Annotated in this window: 14 protein-coding genes; 3 read left to right on the top strand and 11 right to left on the bottom strand. The window is 71.9% G+C overall.

Translation table 11 applies throughout. The annotated features are described in order from the left end of the window. The first annotated feature begins 4 nt into the window (after positions 1 to 4). Complete coding sequence (locus AC1DPN_RS18740) at positions 5 to 406, top strand: spore germination protein GerW family protein (RefSeq protein ID WP_477086290.1); 402 nt, start codon at positions 5 to 7, stop codon at positions 404 to 406. Here the strand turns inward: AC1DPN_RS18740 and AC1DPN_RS18735 are convergent, their stop codons facing one another. The 11 genes from AC1DPN_RS18735 to hisD form a co-directional block, all read right to left on the bottom strand. Beyond that, positions 407 to 1,138 (bottom strand): SseB family protein, encoded by a 732-nt coding sequence (locus AC1DPN_RS18735; RefSeq protein ID WP_477086289.1) that lies wholly within the window; start codon positions 1,136 to 1,138, stop codon positions 407 to 409. A 2-nt stretch (positions 1,139 to 1,140) separates the two neighbouring features. Next, positions 1,141 to 1,893 carry a bifunctional 1-(5-phosphoribosyl)-5-((5-phosphoribosylamino)methylideneamino)imidazole-4-carboxamide isomerase/phosphoribosylanthranilate isomerase PriA gene (gene priA / locus AC1DPN_RS18730; protein WP_477086288.1) on the bottom strand — a complete coding sequence of 251 codons (753 nt, stop codon included), beginning with the start codon at positions 1,891 to 1,893 and terminating at the stop codon, positions 1,141 to 1,143. A gap of 2 nt (positions 1,894 to 1,895) precedes the next feature. Then, entirely contained in the window at positions 1,896 to 2,522 is a 627-nt protein-coding gene (locus AC1DPN_RS18725; RefSeq protein ID WP_477086287.1) for a type 1 glutamine amidotransferase family protein, read from the bottom strand. A gap of 281 nt (positions 2,523 to 2,803) precedes the next feature. Next, positions 2,804 to 4,510: a cation:proton antiporter gene (locus AC1DPN_RS18720; protein WP_477086286.1), complete on the bottom strand. Its 1,707-nt coding sequence runs from the start codon at positions 4,508 to 4,510 to the stop codon at positions 2,804 to 2,806. A gap of 15 nt (positions 4,511 to 4,525) precedes the next feature. Continuing rightward, a complete protein-coding gene (locus AC1DPN_RS18715) occupies positions 4,526 to 5,017 on the bottom strand; it encodes a hypothetical protein (RefSeq protein WP_477086285.1) in 492 nt (163 codons plus the stop codon). Then, positions 5,014 to 5,634, bottom strand: a complete 621-nt coding sequence (hisB, locus tag AC1DPN_RS18710; RefSeq protein WP_477086284.1) for an imidazoleglycerol-phosphate dehydratase HisB — start codon at positions 5,632 to 5,634, stop codon at positions 5,014 to 5,016. The genes AC1DPN_RS18715 and hisB overlap by 4 nt, the downstream gene beginning before the upstream one ends. Next, positions 5,631 to 6,764 carry a histidinol-phosphate transaminase gene (locus tag AC1DPN_RS18705; RefSeq protein ID WP_477086283.1) on the bottom strand — a complete coding sequence of 378 codons (1,134 nt, stop codon included), beginning with the start codon at positions 6,762 to 6,764 and terminating at the stop codon, positions 5,631 to 5,633. Before AC1DPN_RS18705 ends, hisB begins: the two co-directional genes overlap by 4 nt. Before the next feature lie 9 nt (positions 6,765 to 6,773). Next, complete coding sequence (locus AC1DPN_RS18700) at positions 6,774 to 7,763, bottom strand: NAD-dependent epimerase/dehydratase family protein (protein ID WP_477086282.1); 990 nt, start codon at positions 7,761 to 7,763, stop codon at positions 6,774 to 6,776. After that, positions 7,760 to 10,360 carry an alpha/beta fold hydrolase gene (locus tag AC1DPN_RS18695; RefSeq protein WP_477086281.1) on the bottom strand — a complete coding sequence of 867 codons (2,601 nt, stop codon included), beginning with the start codon at positions 10,358 to 10,360 and terminating at the stop codon, positions 7,760 to 7,762. Before AC1DPN_RS18695 ends, AC1DPN_RS18700 begins: the two co-directional genes overlap by 4 nt. After that, complete coding sequence (locus AC1DPN_RS18690) at positions 10,357 to 11,379, bottom strand: 3-oxoacyl-ACP synthase III (RefSeq protein ID WP_477086280.1); 1,023 nt, start codon at positions 11,377 to 11,379, stop codon at positions 10,357 to 10,359. Before AC1DPN_RS18690 ends, AC1DPN_RS18695 begins: the two co-directional genes overlap by 4 nt. A 73-nt stretch (positions 11,380 to 11,452) precedes the next feature. Further along, a complete protein-coding gene (hisD, locus tag AC1DPN_RS18685) occupies positions 11,453 to 12,775 on the bottom strand; it encodes a histidinol dehydrogenase (RefSeq protein ID WP_477086279.1) in 1,323 nt (440 codons plus the stop codon). Positions 12,776 to 12,854: 79 nt separating this feature from the next. Here hisD and AC1DPN_RS18680 point away from each other — a divergent pair, with 79 nt between their 5' ends. Both AC1DPN_RS18680 and AC1DPN_RS18675 read left to right on the top strand, forming a co-directional pair. Then, positions 12,855 to 13,073, top strand: a complete 219-nt coding sequence (locus AC1DPN_RS18680; protein ID WP_477086278.1) for an RNA-binding S4 domain-containing protein — start codon at positions 12,855 to 12,857, stop codon at positions 13,071 to 13,073. 235 nt (positions 13,074 to 13,308) lie between these two features. After that, on the top strand, positions 13,309 to 17,232 hold the full coding sequence (locus tag AC1DPN_RS18675; RefSeq protein ID WP_477086277.1) for a fibronectin type III domain-containing protein: 3,924 nt from the start codon (positions 13,309 to 13,311) through the stop codon (positions 17,230 to 17,232). The last annotated feature ends 8 nt before the right edge of the window (positions 17,233 to 17,240 follow it).

Genomic DNA, 17,240 nt, shown 5'->3' with positions numbered 1-17,240 from the left:
CACCATGGCGACACCGCGATTCGACCCGTCGACCCTGACGAACGCCGCGAACGAGTCGTTCACGGTGCGGCGGGTGTTCGGCGACGCCTACGACAGAGACGGCACCCTCGTGATCCCCGTGGCCCGCGTCTGGGGGGCCACCGGATCGGGCTCGGGCGGCGGCGAGATGGCGATGCCGCACCACGGCGAGGACGGCGTCGAGGAGCACGGAGCCAACGAGGGGCACGGTGGCGGTGGCGGGTACGCGACGCACGTCAAGGCCGTCGGGGTCTTCGTCGTGGACGACACCGGCACGCACTGGCAGCCGACCCTCGACGTGAACCGCATCATCCTCGGCGGCCAGCTCGTCGCGGCCGCGGTGCTGTCGGTCTTCGCGCTCGCGTGGGCCGTCAAGCGGCGTCACTGATCAGCGCGCGGCGCGCGGCCGCAGCTCGATCGAGTCGACCCGGTTGGCCACCAGCTCGATGGCGGCGAGCGCGTCGTTGACCGCCCGCAGGACGGCGTCGAGACCCGCTCGGTCGAGGCCTGCGACCAGGTCCACGACGACCGCGACCTCGGCGCGGGTACCGGGGACCACGTCCACGGCCACCACACCGCGCACCGGCGAGACCCCCGCGGCGACCGCGGCCCGGATCTCCTCGTCCACGCCGCCTGGCCCGACCGCGGGCACCCACCGCTCCTGCTGCGCGAGTGCCCAGACCGCGGGTCGTGGCAGCAGGACGGTGGTCGGCCCGCCGGGGTCGACCACCACGACCTCCCACCCTTCGGTCACGGCGGACAGCGCAGCACGGGCGATGTCCGACGGGACCGGCCGGGCATCCGGGCGCCACGCCGTCATCGCCGCGACCGAGGTGAAGACGGGCAGCGCCGTTCGGCCGTCGGGTGCCTGCAACGCGACGATGCCGGCCGACGCCTCCTTGTCGACGGCGTGCGTGTGTCCGTCATGCACGACGACGTCCTCGACCTCGAGCTCCGCGAGCACGGGAACCAGGACTCTCGTCCCGTTCAAGGCGTTGACGACGTCGGACACCGAGCCGGTGCCGGACCCGAGGGCGTCCAGCGCGGCGGCCACGCCGGGTTCGACCGTTCCGTCGTCGCCCGCGAACGGCGACGACGGCGGCAGCTCACGACCCGCCACGGTCAGGGCCTGCCGGCGACGTCCAGGGCCTCGGGAAGCGTGAACGCACCCGCGTACAGCGCCTTGCCGACGATCGAGCCCTCGACACCGAGCGGCACCAGGGTGCGCAGGACGCGGATGTCCTCGAGGCTCGAGACACCACCCGAGGCGATCACCGGCGCGTCGGTCTTGGCGCACATCTGCTTCAGCAGCTCGACGTTCGGGCCGTTCAGCATGCCGTCCTTCGTCACGTCCGTGACGACGTAGCGCGAGCAGCCGGCGTCCTCCAGGCGGGCGAGCACCTCCCAGATGTCGCCCCCGTCCTTGGTCCAGCCGCGCGCGGCCAGCGTCGTGCCGCGCACGTCGAGACCGACCGCGATCTTGTCCCCGTACGCGGCGATCACCCGGGCGGTCCACTCGGGGTTCTCCAGCGCGGCCGTGCCGAGGTTCATGCGGGTGGCACCGGTGGCCAGCGCGCGCTCGACCGAAGCATCGTCGCGGATGCCGCCCGAGAGCTCGACCTTGACGCCCTTCCCGGACAGCTCGGCGGTGACCTCCGCCAGCAGGGGTGCGTTCGAGCCGCGTCCGAACGCCGCGTCGAGGTCCACGAGGTGGATCCACTCCGCGCCGCCCGCGTACCAGTCGAGGGCCGCCGAGAGCGGGTCCCCGTAGCCGGTCTCGGTGCCGGCGGCGCCCTGGGTCAGCCGGACGGCCTGCCCGTCGGCGACGTCGACGGCAGGCAGCAGCTCGAGGCGATCGGTGGTGCCGTTCGGCATGCTCAGTTCTCCATCTTCAACGAGGCGACCCAGCGGGTCAGGACGGTCGCACCCGCGTCGCCCGAGAGCTCGGGGCGCAGCTGCAGAGCGGTCAGGGGGCCGTTCTCGACGGCCGCGACGAACGGCTCGTCGTGCCGCGCCCAGACGACGACGGGCGCGTTCAGCCGGGTGTCGGCGGGCCAGCCGTCCAGCAGCGGGAAGCTGCGGGCCGCGTAGGCGTGGTCGAAGCGGAACGGTTCCTGGTCGAGCCCCGCGAACAGCACCGAGCCGTCCGGGACGTCGAGCGTCGACCAGCCGTCGTGCACGTGCTCCTCGACCGCGCCCGGCCACTCCTCGAGCCCCTCGACCCCAGGACCGGTGAACATGGCGTGCAGGCCGACGTCGACCGCCAGCACCGCACGGCCGCCCGCGAGCCGGCGGTCGATCACCTGGTCGGCGCCCACCGCTCGCAGTCCAGCCATCAGCTCGGCCAGGGCACCATCGCCGACGATCACGAGGCCGTCGGCCGCCGAGGCCGTCGGCTTGTCCGCGGTGACGACGACCGACGCTCCGGCGCTCCCCAGCGCGGCGATCAGGTTCGTGGGGTCTCCTGTGCCGTGGTCGAGCACGACGACGACGGGGGCGGGCACCCGGTAACGGTACCCGCGGCGGGCGACGACCCCGGTCCAGTCGCCGCTGGGCGAGACGGCTCAGTCGTCGGTTCTGATGGTCCGACTGAGCCTGCGCTCCGGCTCAGTCGTCGGTTCTGATGGTCCGACTGAGCCTGCGCTCCGCTGCGGGCGGGTGCGCTGGCGCGCCCCCACCCTCCGCTGCGCTCCGGCTCAGTCGTCGGTTCTGATGGTCCGACTGAGCCTGCGCTCCGCTGCGGGCGGGTGCGCTGGCGCGCCCCCACCCTCCGCTGCGCTCCGGCTCAGTCGTCGACCGGTCCGCCCTTGAGCTCGGCACTGATCTGGTCCGCGTCGAGGATCGCGAGCGCGCCGTTCAGTGCACCCGAGCTGAACGTGCCGTCCGACCGCGCCTGCAGGAGCGTCTCGCGCTGTGCCTTGATGATCGCCAGCTGCAGCTCGCGGATCTGGTCGCCGATCGCCTTGGGCTCCTCGGCAGCATCGTCCACCGCTCGCCGCTGCGACGCCCGGCGCATGCCCTCGACCACCCGGGGGTCGTACGGCGTGCCGTCGCGACGCGCGAGGTCCGGGTCGTCGAGAAGCGCGATCGAGGCGTCGGACATCGTCTGGATCAGCTGCGCACGCTCCGGGTCGTCCTGCGCCGGTCCCGACGAGCCCACGCCGAGCCGCCGGACCACCCAGGGCAACGTCCCGCCTTGCACGAGGAGGCTCCCGGCCGCGACGACGAAGGCGATCAGGACGAGGAGCGAGCGTTGCTCGGTACCCGCGGGGAGGGACTGGGCTGCGGCGAGCGTGACCGCTCCGCGCATCCCCGCCCAGACGAGCACGACGCCCTCTCGAGCCCGCAGCGGCTGCGCGCTCAGGTACTCGATGTCGGCGAGCCCGCGCGTGACGCGCTGCGCCCACTGCTGGCGGCGCCGCTCGACGCGCGGTCCTCGCACGTCGTCGGCGGCGAGCGTGTCCGTCACCTGGGCGATGCGGTCCTTCATGCGCTCGCCGTCGGCAGCACGCTTCACGAGCGACCAGATCAGCGGAGTGACGTACAGCCCACGGACCAGGAGCGTCAGCACGATCGCCGCCGCACCGAACCCGATGGCGGGCAGGGCTGTGCCGCCGTCGTCCTGCAGGTCGGTGACCAGAGCCTGGAGCTCGTAGCCCATGACCAGGAACACGGCACCCTCGAGCAACAGCTCGACGGTTCCCCAGTTGGCCTCCTCGGCGATCCGGTCCTGCGGCCGCAGGAACCGTGGCGCGCCCTGACCGGTGACCAGACCCGCCACCACCGCGGCAACGAGCCCGGACGCCCCGAGTCGCTCGGCGGGCAGGAACGCGACGAACGGAGCGACGAACGAGATCGCCGTGGTGGCCGCGGCGTCGGGGATCGCCGAGCGGACACGCAGGTTGAGCACGCCCACGACCACGCCGATCACCGCGGCGACGACCACCGCGTAGACGAAGTCGCTGAGCACGCCCCACAACGACACCGCGCCGGCCGTCGCCGCGATCGCGGACCTCAGGAGAACCAGCGCCGAGGCGTCGTTGAGCAGGCTCTCCCCCTCGAGCACCGTGACCAGCCGGGGCGAGACACCGAGCCGTCGGGTGATCGACGTGGCCACGGCGTCGGTCGGGCTCACTACCGCTCCCAGCGCGATCCCCTCGGCCAGCCCGATGTCGAGCGCCGTCGAGAAGAAGACGCCGAGCACCACGGCACTGATCACGACCAGGACGACGGACAGCCCGCCGATCGCCCCGAAGTCGCGTCGGAAGTCCATGCCCGGCATCGACACGGCCGACGAGTAGAGCAGCGGCGGGAGGATGCCCGCGAGGATCCACTCCGGCTCGATCTCGATGCTGGGCGCGCCCGGCACGAAGCTCACCAGGACGCCGAGGAGCACGAGCAGCAGCGGCGCGGCGACACCGACCCGCGGCGCGAGCCGGGTCACTGCCACGATGCCGACGACAGCCAGGACGAGCGCAGGTGCGAGCTCCATAGGACGCCTCCGGCGCTACTTCTTCGGCTTGCCCGACCCGGTGATCATGCGCAGCGCCTTCCAGCGGGACAGCCCGGCTGTCGACACGACGCCCTCGAGCGAACCGATCTCGACCGAGCCGAGCAGCAGGTCCTCCAGCACCGCGGGCGCGTCGGAGAGCACCAGGCCCGGCGGCAGGTTGTCGCCCTGCTGGCTGCCACCGACCCACCGCGTCGCGGTGATCTGCCCCTCACGGCGCTCCAGGAGCACGATCGGGACCTGACGCAGCAGCTGCGAGACCGCCGACGCACCGGCGCGGCCAGCCGCCACCTGGCGCAGGACCGCGATCGCGCCCACGTCCGAGAGCACCACGTCCGCCTCGACCTTGGCGATCACGCACGTCGCCGCGAGGGGTGCCGCCTGCGCCACCGGCGTCAGGAGCAGGACAACGGACGGTTCCTCGGTCGCGCCGTCGAGCAGCGACGAGAGGTCGTCGGGCACCTCGAAGTCGTCGGGCAGGTCGGTCATAGTGCCCCCTTGGTCGACGGGATCCCGTCCACCCGCGGGTCCAGCTCCACCGCGAACCGCAGCGCACGGGCGAGGGCCTTGAACTGGGCCTCGACGATGTGGTGCGGGTCGCGGCCCGCCAGGACGCGGACGTGGATGCTGAACGCAGCGTGGTGCGCGATCGACTCGAGCACGTGCCGCGTGAGCGAGCCGGTGAAGTGCCCGCCGATGAGGTGGTACTCCTGGCCGGGAGGCTCACCCGTGTGCACGAGGTACGGGCGGCCGGAGACGTCGACGACGGCCTGCGCCAGCGCCTCGTCGAGCGGGACCGTCGCGTCGCCGAACCGCGAGATGCCGCGCTTGTCTCCGAGGGCTTGGCGCAGCGCCTGACCGATCGTGATGGCGACGTCCTCGACGGTGTGGTGCGCGTCGATGTCGGTGTCGCCCGTCGCCTTGACCGTGAGGTCGATGAGCGAGTGCTTGCCGAGCGCGGTGAGCATGTGGTCGTAGAACGGCACCGTCGTCGAGATGTCCGTGCGGCCCGTCCCGTCCAGGTCGAGCTCGACGAGCACGCTCGACTCGCTCGTCGCGCGCTCGATCCGCGCGGTTCGCGCGTTCGTCTTCGGGCTCGGGCTCACAGCGAGGCCACCTCCACCAGGGCGTCCTTGAACGCCGTCATCTCCTGCGGTGTGCCGACCGACACCCGCAACCATCCCTCCGGGCCGACCTCACGGATCAGGACCCCTCGGTCGAGCAGACCCTGCCAGATCGCGTGCCGGTCGTCGAACGTCCCGAAGAGCGCGAAGTTCGCGTCGGAGTCGGCGACCCGCAGACCACGGTCCCGCAGCCAGGTCACGAGCGCGTCGCGCTCGTCGCGCAGCGAGCCGACCTGGGCCATGAGCTCGGGAGCGTGCCGCAGGGCGGCGCGGGCCGTCGCCTGCGTCACCGCGGACAGGTGGTACGGCAGTCGGACCACGGTGAGCGCGTCGACGAACGCGGTCGAGGCAGCGAGGTAGCCGACGCGGGCACCGGCCAGGCCGAACGCCTTGGACATCGTGCGGCTCACTGCCAGGTGCGGGTGGTCGGCCAGCAGCTCGAGCGCGGACGGTGTGCCCGTGCGACGGAACTCGCCGTAGGCCTCGTCGACGATCACGACGCAGCCGCCGGGGACGCGGGCCGCGGCCTCGAGGACGGCGAGCACGGTCGCCGCAGGCAACGCGGTGCCGGTCGGGTTGTTCGGGCTCGCCAGCAGAATGACGGAAGGCTGGTGCTCGGCGATCGCGGTGACGGCGACGTCGGGGTCCAGGCCGAAGTCCTCCTCGCGGCGACCGACCACCCAGGCGGTCGAGGTGTCGCGCGCGTACTCGGGGTACATCGAGTACGTCGGGGCGAACGACAGGGCGGTCCGCCCCGGCCCGCCGAACGCCTGCAGGATGTGCAGCATCACCTCGTTGGACCCGTTCGCGGCCCACACCTGCTCGGGCGCCACCGAGACGCCGGACTCGACCAGCAGGTAGTCGGCGAGCTCGGCTCGCAGCGCGGTGAAGTCGCGGTCCGGGTAGCGGTTCAGGCCCGTGGCGGCCTCGGCGACCGCGGCCGCGATGTCAGCGACGACCTGCTCCGACGGGCCGTACGGGTTCTCGTTGACGTTCAGCACGACCGGCACGTGCGGGTGGGGCGCACCGTACGGCGCGATGCCCTCGAGCTCGGGGCGCAGCGGGAGCTTCGCAAGCGGCGCAGAGGGTGCGGGACGGGCTTGTGCGGTCACGTGCCGAGTCTAGGGAACCTGCCGGGACGCCTCGTCGGCGGTCCAGGCTGCGAGCCGGGCGAGGCCTTCGTCGAGGCTGACCAGCGGCGACCAGCCGAGCGCCTCGCGCGTACGCCGCTGATCGAACCAGTGCGCCGTCGAGAGCTGCTCGGCGACGAACCGCGTCAGCGGCGGCTCGCCCGGCAGCGGCAACCTCGCCCAGGCGACATCGAGCAGACCACCCGCCGTGCGGGCGACGACGGCGGGAAGGTGCCGCCGTGGCGTCGGCACGCCCGACGCGGCGCAGATCGCGGCGAGCAGCTCGAGGACCGGTCGCGGCTCACCGTTCGTCACCACGTACGCCCCGCCGTAGGCCTCGGGTGCGGCGTGGAGCGCCGCGACCAGGGCGTCGACCGCGTTGTCGATGTACGTGGTGTCGATCAGCGCCGCGCCGGCGCCGAGCACGGGCAGGCGCCCCGCACGAGCGCGGTCGACGATGCGGCCGACCAGCTGCGTGTCGCCCGGCCCCCAGACGACGTGCGGGCGGACGGCGACCACCCGCATCGCCGACGGGTCGTCGGCCGCGAGCGCGACAAGCTCCGCGGCGGCCTTGGTCCTCGCGTAGCTCCCGCGTGCGTGCTCGGGGTCAGCAGGTCCGGCCCCTGCACCCGACAGCGAGGCGCCCAGGTGCGCGACCGATGGCGACGAGACGTGCACGAACCGCGCGACGCCGGCGGCACGGGCGGCGCTCAGGAGCCGCTCCGTGCCGCCGATGTTGACGGCCTCGTAGTCGGCGAGGGGTCCGGTGATGGACACCTTGGCCGCCAGGTGGATCACGGCCTCCCGGTCGCGCACCGCTTCCGCGACGGCGCCGTCGTCGGTCACGGAACCCCGCACGTCGGTGGCGACGCCCGAGGCGCTGCGCTGCAGGGTGCGCACGTCGTGCCCGTCCGCGACGAGCCGAGCAGCGACCCCGCGCCCCAGCATCCCGCTCGCGCCGGTGACCAGGACGCGCGTCACAGGCTCGCCCGCTCCCCCGCCAGCACCTTCTCCGCCCACGCGGCGACGCGGCTACGGTCGACCTTCGAGTTGTGCCGGACGTCGGTCGGCAGCTGCGGCACGACGAGGACCGCGGCGACGCGCGTCGTCGGCGAGAGGGCCGAGCGGACGTCCGCCGCGAGCACCGGGTCGGCGACGAGCCGCGCCCGGGACTCGCTCTCGACGACGACCACGACCTGCTGCGTGCCCCGCGGGCCGACGCCGACGACGGCCGCGGCACGCACCCTGTCGACCGTCTGCGCCCGGTGCTCCAGAGCCACAGGCGTGACGACACCCGAGTCCGTGACCAGGATGTGCGCGAGCCGGCCCTCGATCCAGAGCAGTCCGTCCGCGTCCAGGTGACCGACGTCGCCGGTCCGGTGCCAGCCCGCGTCACGCGCCGACGCGTCCTGCGTGAGCCAGAGACCGTCGTAGCGCTCCTTGACGTGCGGTGCAGACACGAGCACCTCACCCGTGACACCGGGGCGGGTGCCCGGCTCACCGGTCGCCTCGCCGTCCACGGTGAGCGCACTGATCGCCACGCGTGCACCGTGCACCGGCCGCCCGACGCACACGCCGTTTCCGGTGCCCGCCGCACGCAGCTCGTCGAGCGACACGTCACTGACCAGCAACGACTCGGTCATGCCGTACGGCGTGTGCGCCTGCGCGTTCGGCATGAGGTCGACGGCAGACTCGAGCAGCTCGGGCCGTACCGGAGCACCGGCGGACAGGAAGAGCCGGACGCCGTCCAGCGCGTCCCGATCCGTGGCCGACAGCCCGTCGGCGGTCCGGACCACGTTCGTCAGTGCGGCGGGAGACGCAAACACGACCGAGCCGTCGACCGCGCGGACCGCTTCCGCGAGGGCGGCGGCCGTGAGCGTGCCGGGCGACGTGACGTCCATGTCGGGGCTCACGCTCGTCGCGCCGAGCGCGGGCCCGAGCAGCACGAACGGGGCGAACGCCGCGACGAGCGGGCTGTCCGGTCCGATGCCGTAGGTGGCGCCGACCGCGTCGCGCATCGCGGCGAGCCGACGGTGCGTGTAGGCGACACCCTTCGCAGGTCCGGTCGACCCGGACGTGAACAGGATCGCGGCGTCCTCGTCGGGCTCAGGCCACGGCAGCTCGTCGGTCGACGTACGTCCGAGCGCGGCGATCTCGTCGATCGACGAGCTCACCCCGAGCGCCCGACCGACGCCCGCGCGCAGCGGGCCGGCACTGATCAGGGTCGGCGCCCAGCGCAGCCACCGCGCCGCCACCAGGGCCCGTTCGATGCCGATGACCACGCTCGGCTCGGCCGCACGCACGGCTTTGGTGAGGCCCTGCACCCCGAGACCCGCGTCCGCGACGACCACGACGGCACCGAGTCGCAGGCACGCGTACAGGACGGACGTCAGGTCGACGCCGGGCGGGACGAGCAGGGCGACCCTGTCACCGGGACGCACCCCGCTCGCCGCGAGTCCTCGTGCCAGCTCCTCGGTCCGCGCGGCGAGCGCACGCCAGGTCGCTCGGCGCGGCTTCGCGCCCAGCTCGACGAGCGCCGTGCCGTCGTCCTCGGCCCGTCCGGCGAGCGCTGCACCGAGCGGGCTGTACGGGGCGGACTCGGTCGTGGGGGCCGGGACGTGCGTCCCCCCGTCGCCCACCCCACGCGCGTCCAACCAGCGCAGCACGCCTCCGGCGACGTCACGGTCCTCGACGACGAGGTGACCCGCCCCCTCGAAGCGGTGCACGTCGGCGTGCGGGAGCCGCTCGCGCAGGTCGCGCAGGTAGCGCGCGGTGAACACGGGGTCCCGGGGGCCCCAGAGCAGCAGCGCGGGCACGTCGAGACGAGTGACGCTAGCGGCGATCCGCTCGAGCTCCGGCCTGCTCGGGTGGTCGGCGGTCGCGGGGATGTCCGCGACGAACCCGCCGATCCCGGCTCGCCGGTCGGCGGAGCGGTACGGCGCGCGGAACCCGTCGGCGACGGTCGGGTCCAGGCGCGGGTGCGCGATCGCGAGCGTGGTCTCGAGGAACGCCGACGTGGTGACGGTGCCCAACGGAAGGATCGCGGGCGCCATCGCGACCCGAAGCACGGGTGGCACGCGCTCGTCGACCGGCTGGTGGACGGCCGTGTTGGTGAGGACGACGCCCGCCAGCTGGTCGGGATGGTCGATCGCCCAGCCGAGGCTGACGAGGCCGCCCCAGTCGTGCCCGACGGTCACGACCGGTCCGGTCAACCCCAGGGCGTCCGTCAGCCGCCCCAGGTCCGCGACGCGGTCGGCGAGCCGGTGCGACTCGCCGGTGCGCTCCGAGAAGCCCATCTCCAGCTGGTCGACCGCCACGACGCGCCAGGGCCGGTCCGCGCGCGCACCGGCCGCGACCAGCCGGCGCCACAGGTAGGACCACGTCGGGTTGCCGTGGACGCACAACAGGGTTCCGACGGGCTCGCCGGACAGGGTCGAGGCGTTGTCGAGCACGTGCCAGGTGCGGGTCGGCGTGCCCGGAACCTCGACCACGCGGGACCAGGACGGGTCGATCCCGCCCGCCTCGAGCAGTGCCGCCGGGGGCGACGACGCGACGACGGGGACGGTGCTGCCGGTCACCAGACGATCTCGGCCATGGCGGTGTGCAGGCCCGAGCCGACGCCCATGCACAGGACGCGGTCGCCCGAGCGCAGCGAGTCCGCCTGCTCGGCGAGCGTCATCGGCAGTGCGGCAGGCCCGACGTTGCCCCAGCGCGGGAACGTCGTCGGCACCTTCTCGGGGTCCAGGTCGACCGCCTCGATGATCGAGCGCGTGTGCACCGAGGACACCTGGTGGGTGACCACACGGTCGACGCTCGACCAGTTCCACTCGTCCTGCGCCTCGTTCCAGGCATCCACCACGAGCTCCAGGCCACCCGCCAGCAGGCCGCCGGGGTCGGTCTTCATCCCGTCGACGCCGCCGACGCACAGCTCGTGGTGCTGGGTGGCCGACCGCGAGATGCCGCCGACGAGGCGGTGCGCGCCAGGGTGCTCGTGCGCCGGGCCGAGCACCGCCGCGGCCGCACCGGCGCCGAGAGTCAGCGTCGCGAACTCCTCGAGGAACTGCTCGCGCGTCGAGTCGGGACGGGACAGCCGCTCGATGGTGGCCAGCTGCGTCGGCCGCGGGTCCTCACCGTTGACGATCACGGCGTACCGCACCTGGCCGGAGTCGATCAGCTGCGCCGCGAGCGTCATGCCGTTGACGAAGCCGAGGCACGCGTTGGTCAGGTCGAAGCCCATCGCGCTGGACGGCAGGCCCAGTCCCGAGTGGATGCGCGACGCGACCGACGGCTCGAGGAACGTGCGCGTGACGGACGTGTTGATCAGCAGGCCGACGTCGCCGGCGTCGATCCCGGCCTCGGCGAGCGCCTTCGCGCCCGCGGCCGTCGCGGCGTCGTCGAACGTCATCTTGTCGTCCCACCAACGACGCTCGTGCACGCCGGCCACGCGGGAGAGCAGGCCCTTGGGCAGGCGCAGCCGTTTCAGGGTGGGCGCCAGCTGCTCGTCGAACACCTTGGACGGGACGACGACCGGGGCCTCGATCCCGACGACGGCCAGGAGCGCGACGTCACGGTGGCGGAACGTCGCGTTGCCTGTCACAGGCGGTCCTCGTTTCGGCTGGGGTTCTTCGTCAGGGCAGGGGCGAGGGTGCGCGCCGCGCACCCCGGGGTCGTCAGAATCGGGCTCGCACCGCCTCGCCGTGCGCGGGCAGCCCCTCGGCGTCCGCGAGGGCGACGATACGGTCCGCCACCTCGGCCAGTGCGTCGGCGTCGTACTCGATCACCTGCACGGCACGCAGGAACGAGTGCACACCCAGGCCGCTGGCGAAGTGCGCGCAGCCGCCCGTGGGCAGGACGTGGTTCGAGCCTGCCATGTAGTCGCCGAGCGAGACCGGCGAGTACGCGCCGACGAAGATCGCGCCGGCGCTCGTCACGCGCTCGGCCAGCTCCGCGGCACCGAGGGTCTGGATCTCGAGGTGCTCCGCGCCGTAGGCGTTGACCACTTCGAGGCCCTGCTCCAGGTCGTCGACCAGGACGATCGCGGACTGCTCACCGCTCAGCGCGGTCAGGACCCGCGCCCGGTGCTGCGTCGCGTCCACGCGGTCGACGAGCTTGGCCTCGACCGCGCCGGCGAGCTCGACCGACGGGGTCACCAGGACCGCGGCGGCGAGCGGGTCGTGCTCGGCCTGCGACACCAGGTCCGCGGCCACGTGCGACGGGTCCGCGGTGCCGTCCGCGAGGATCGCGATCTCGGTCGGGCCGGCCTCGGCATCGATCCCGACGACACCACGCACCAACCGCTTCGCCGCCGCGACGTAGACGTTGCCCGGGCCGGTGATGACGTCGACCGGCTCGCACAGGATCGCGCCGTCCACGTCGTCGCTGCCGTCGGCGCCGTACGCGAACATCGCGACCGCCTGGGCACCGCCCACGGCATAGACCTCGTCGACGCCGAGCAGCGCGCACGTGGCGAGGACCACGGGATCGGGCAGCCCGTTCTCGCTCTTCTGCGGCGGTGACGCCACCGCGAGCGAGCCGACTCCTGCCTCCTGGGCCGCGACCACGTTCATCACGACCGAGGACGGGTACACCGCGAGGCCGCCCGGGACGTACAGACCGACCCTTCGCACCGGGACCCAGCGCTGTCGCACCTGCGCGCCCGGCACGACCTCGACCGTGAAGTCCGCGGGCCGCTGCGCGGCGTGCACGAGGCGGACGCGTCGGATCGTCTCGTCGAGGGCCGCCCGGACGTCCGGGTCGAGCGCTCCGACCGACGCCGCGACGACGTCCGCGGGGACGCGCAGGTGCACGGGTCGCACACCGTCGAAACGCTCGGCAAGGTCGCGCAGCTCCGCGGCACCGCGCTTGCGCACGTCGGCCAGGATCGGGGCGACGACCTCGGCGGCGTGCTCGACGTCGACCTCGGCACGAGGGAGCTCGTCGAGGAGCTCGCGGCGCGACAGCGTGCGACCGCGCAGGTCGATGCGGGTGATCACGAGCCGAGTCTAGGACCGTCCCCGATCAAGGGCCTGACCACGACCAACGGGCGGTCGCATGCTCCGGCAGACTGGCCCCATGACCATCGTCCCCATCTCCGACGACTCCATCCGTCTCGGGCAGTTCCTCAAGCTCGCCGACCTGGCAGACTCCGGCGCCCACGCGCGGTCGCTGCTCGACGACGGCGCGGTGACCGTGAACGGCGAGGACGAGAACCGTCGCGGTCGCCAGCTCGTCAAGGGCGACGTCGTCGAGGTCGACCTGCCGGCCGGCTACAAAGAGGTCACCGTCGGCTGAGGACGGGCTGGGACCTCGGGTGGTTCACCGGAGCGGCGGCGCCGCTCGATGAGATCCGATCGACTCGACGAGCGTGGTTCATCACGTGCAATCCTGGCCGTACCCACGAGAGCGACGTCTGCCCACCGACGCAGCATTCGAGTGAAAGCACCCTTCGCCCGTCCGCGGCCCTCAATCCGTGGCGGGCGTCTGCCGATTGCCTCCGAGATCAATAGGTCTCGGTCCTGGAGGACTCGTGCTTCGTCGCCTCATCCCCGCCCTCACCGCCGGATCCCTGGTTCTCGGCATGCTCGCGTTCACCGGAGCTCCGGCGTCGGCGGCGGTCCCGCAACTCGAAGCACCCGCCGGGCTGTCGAGCTCGACGGCCGGGGGCGACCTCGCACTGTCGTGGAAGCGGCTGGACGGCGCGAGCGCGTATCGGCTCCAGATCGCGACAGACAACACCACACCGACGCTGCTGAAGGACGTGACGTCCTATGCCCCGACGTACGTCGTTCCCGACGCGATCGATGCGAACGAGGGTCGCGACCTCTACTGGCGGGTGGCTGCGTTCGGTACCACCACCACCGCGGAGACCCTGGGCGCCTTCACCGGCTGGCAGACGCTGAGCCGTGACGCGCTCGCCGTACCGGTGACGCTCGGGCCTGGATCGTCCGACCTGGGAGACCCGTCGACGCTCACCTACCCGGCGAGCGTCACCTTCCGCTGGTCGCCGGTCCCGGGTGCGACGCGGTACACCGTCCAGTACTCGCCGATCGCGGACTTCTCCAGCAACGTCACCACAGCTCCCGAGACGACAGCGACCAGCTTCACGCCTGCCAGCTCCCTGGCGCGATCCGACGCTGCAACGGATGTCGTCTGGTACTGGCGGGTTCGGGCTGAGTTCAACCGCGCCCCGCTGACCGGAAGCACTCCGGTCAGTGTCACGGGGGGCTATTCCTCGGCCCGGGCCTTCAGGGTGACCTGGGACTCCGCGCCCGAGCTGCTGAACCCCGTGGGTCTGGGCCAGAAGTTTTCCGACCTGCACTTCACCTGGACCCCGGTGGTGGGTGCCGAGAGCTATCGCGTCCAGCTGGCCAGCGGCAAGTCCGTGGCTGACGACGCACTCACCACGATTCTCGACTCGGCCGTCGTCCAGGGGACGACCTGGGTGCCGATCAAGACTCTGACGCCGACGAACTACTACTGGCGTGTGACGCCGGTCGACGCGTCCGGACTCGACGGCACGCCCTCGACGATCGCCCAGTTCACGAAGTTCTGGGGCGCGCAGTCCTCCGAGTCCGCGCCCAGCACCGACTCCTCCGCCTACCCGATCGTGCACCAGGGATCACCGGACTTGCTGCAGCCGCAGGAGATTCCCTTCGAGGACTTCGAGCTGTCCTGGGAGCCGCTCTCCCGCTCCACGCTCTATGCCGTGACGGTGAAGAGCCTGGACGACGGCGACAGTGCGACCCCCGAGGTCGTCCTCACGTGCCGGACCGCGAGCACGTCCGCGACCGTCATCCAGAAGATGATCTCCGGGCAGGGCCAGGCGGGTGCGATCGACGGCGCCTCGACATGCCTCTGGAAGAGCAAGACGGAGACGATCCAGGTGGGACGCACCTATCAGTGGTCGGTCACCGCGATCGACTACGCCGGGGCGAGCACCACGTCCCTCACGAGTACGACGCCGACCGGGTCGCTGCTCTCGCTCCCGTCCGACCCGGAGGGCGGCTCCCAGGCGGACCTGCTACGGGCGCGCTACATCAAGGTCGTGAGCGGTGCTGCCGAGCAGACTGGTTCCTTGGACCTCAACGACGGCGCGTGGGCCACACAGACGTCCGTGGACCTCAAGGGGCAGCCGGCCCCGCTGTTCGACTGGGCGCCTATGGCCGGCGCGGGAGGGTACGACGTGCAGGTCGCGGTGAGCGAAGACTTCGCCAACAACGACGTCGTGACGTTCCGCACCAAGTCCACCCGTCTTCGCGCGACCGGCGTGTTCGACGACGACACTACGGAACAGCCGTACTACTGGCGTGTCCGCGCCCTGGTGGATCCCGACGCGAGCGTGGTGACGTACCTAGGGCTGTGGTCCGCCGAGTCGCTCAGCTGGATCAAGCAGTCCACTCCCGTCGACTTCGCCGGGGTCACGCCGGTCACCATCCTGGAGGACGGCACGACCCTGTTGGCGTGGCGCCCCCAGGCACTCAGCGCTCCGAACGACGGCGGAAGCCGCGGCTACCAGATCTTTATCTACAACTCCTCGAACGCGCTGCTGGGTTCGGCGAAGGTGGAGTACCCGTTCTATGCGGCGTCCAAGCCCGGAACCACCACCCCATTGGCCAAGGGTTCCTACAAGTTCCGTGTAGCAGCGCTCGACGCCAACGGACTGGCCGGGGTTCGGTCCGCCGCCCAGGACTTCATCGTCGGAGCCCCGGCGCCGACCGCCCCTGCGTCCGAGGTGGCCACCTCCAGCGTGAGCCTGCGGTGGACGCCCGCCACCGCGGCGTCCTCCTACTCGGTCACCTACGGACAGGTCAGTAGCACGACCACCGTCAGTCTGACCCAGACCGGCATCACCATTGCCGACCTGGCTCCCGGAGATTACTCGTGGACCGTGAAGTCCAAGGACCAGTCCGGCAACCTATCAAACGACACCGCGGAGCAGACGTTCACAATCGCGTCGCGCATCCCGGTGGCGACGACGCCGGCCGAAGCAACTCTGGACGCGGCCAGCGACCGGCTGGACTGGGACGCCGTGCCCGGAGCATCTCGCTACTTGGTGCAAATCGCCACTAGCGAGTCGATGTCGGCTACGAGCTTGGTAGCCGCCGTCGAGACCACGGCCACGTCCTACGTGCCCAACGCCCAAACCAGCTCGCCCTTCGGCGCGCTGACGGCCGGGACGCAGTACTACTGGAACGTCTCCGCTCTCCCGGAGAAGGTACCCACGTCAGCGGCCCGCCCGCTCGGCACCGCGTCGCCAGCGCGCGCCTTCAAGATCGTCACCGCACCTGCGGGCGCCCTCACGGTGGTGACACCCACCGTCCCTGTTATCACGGCGACAATCACTTGGACGCCTCTGACCGATGCACAGAAGGGCTCGGGAAACGCGCTCACGTACGACGTGCGCTACCACGAGACCGCTCGGGGCGAGCTCCTCGTCGACTCGAGCCCGTGGCTCGAGAACGTCGTGCCCGCCGGCTCAGGCAGCTTCACGCTCACCAAACTGCCGATCAACACGTCATTCGAGCTCCAGCTGCGAGCGCGTACGAGCTACGGCGCCGGCCCGTGGTCGGCCGTCAAGACGTTCAAGACCGCCGGAACGCCTGGCGTCGTCGCGGGCATCACTCCGTCGGCATCCTCCGGCGGACTGAACGTGGCGTGGATTGCACCCACGAACAACGGCGGGAGCAAGGTCACGGGCTATGTGGTGACATACCGCAAGTCCGGGGGAACCTGGGCAACGCTCAACCTGGCCACGACCAGGGTCACGCTCACCGGGTTGACGAGCAGTGCGATGTACGAGATCAAGATCCGGGCCGAGAACGCGGTAGGGATCGGGGAAGCCGCAATGATCACTGCCGCTGGCGTCGCGGCGCCCGGCGCGCCGACGGGCACCAAGGTGGTCCTGGGCAGCGGTACGGCGCAGGTGACGTGGGTCGCCCCGATCAACACGGGTGGTACGGCGATTACGGGATACACCGTGCAGACCCGGTACTACACCACCGCGTGGTCTGCCTGGGCGACGAAGGTGAACACGACCGCCACCGTGAAGACCGCTTCGCTCACCGGCATGGTCGGAGCGCGCAAGTACCAGGTCCGGGTGCTCGCGAAGAATGTCGTAGCACCGGCGGGGGGTGCGGCTTCGGCCGCTGTCTCCTTCACGGGAGCGGTCAAGCCGTCGGCGCCGACCTCGGTCAAGGCCTCCGCGTACACGGGCAAGATCAAGGTCACGTGGGTCAAGCCAGCACTCAACGGCTCGACGCTGACGGGCTACGCGGTCTACCGGTCCTACGACAGGATCACGTGGACCAAGGTCGCCACCGTGTCGGCGACCACACTGACCTACACGTGGACGACCCCGACGAAGGGCAAGAAGTACTACTTCGGCGTGGTGGCCACGAGCAACGTCGGCAGCTCGAGCTACGGCACCTCGACACTGACCACCGCCGTGTGACCCACCGC

This window comes from Cellulomonas sp. P4_H4, assembly GCF_056400865.1.
Note: the sequence above shows the minus strand (reverse complement) of the source record. Positions and strands in the feature narration are given on the sequence as shown.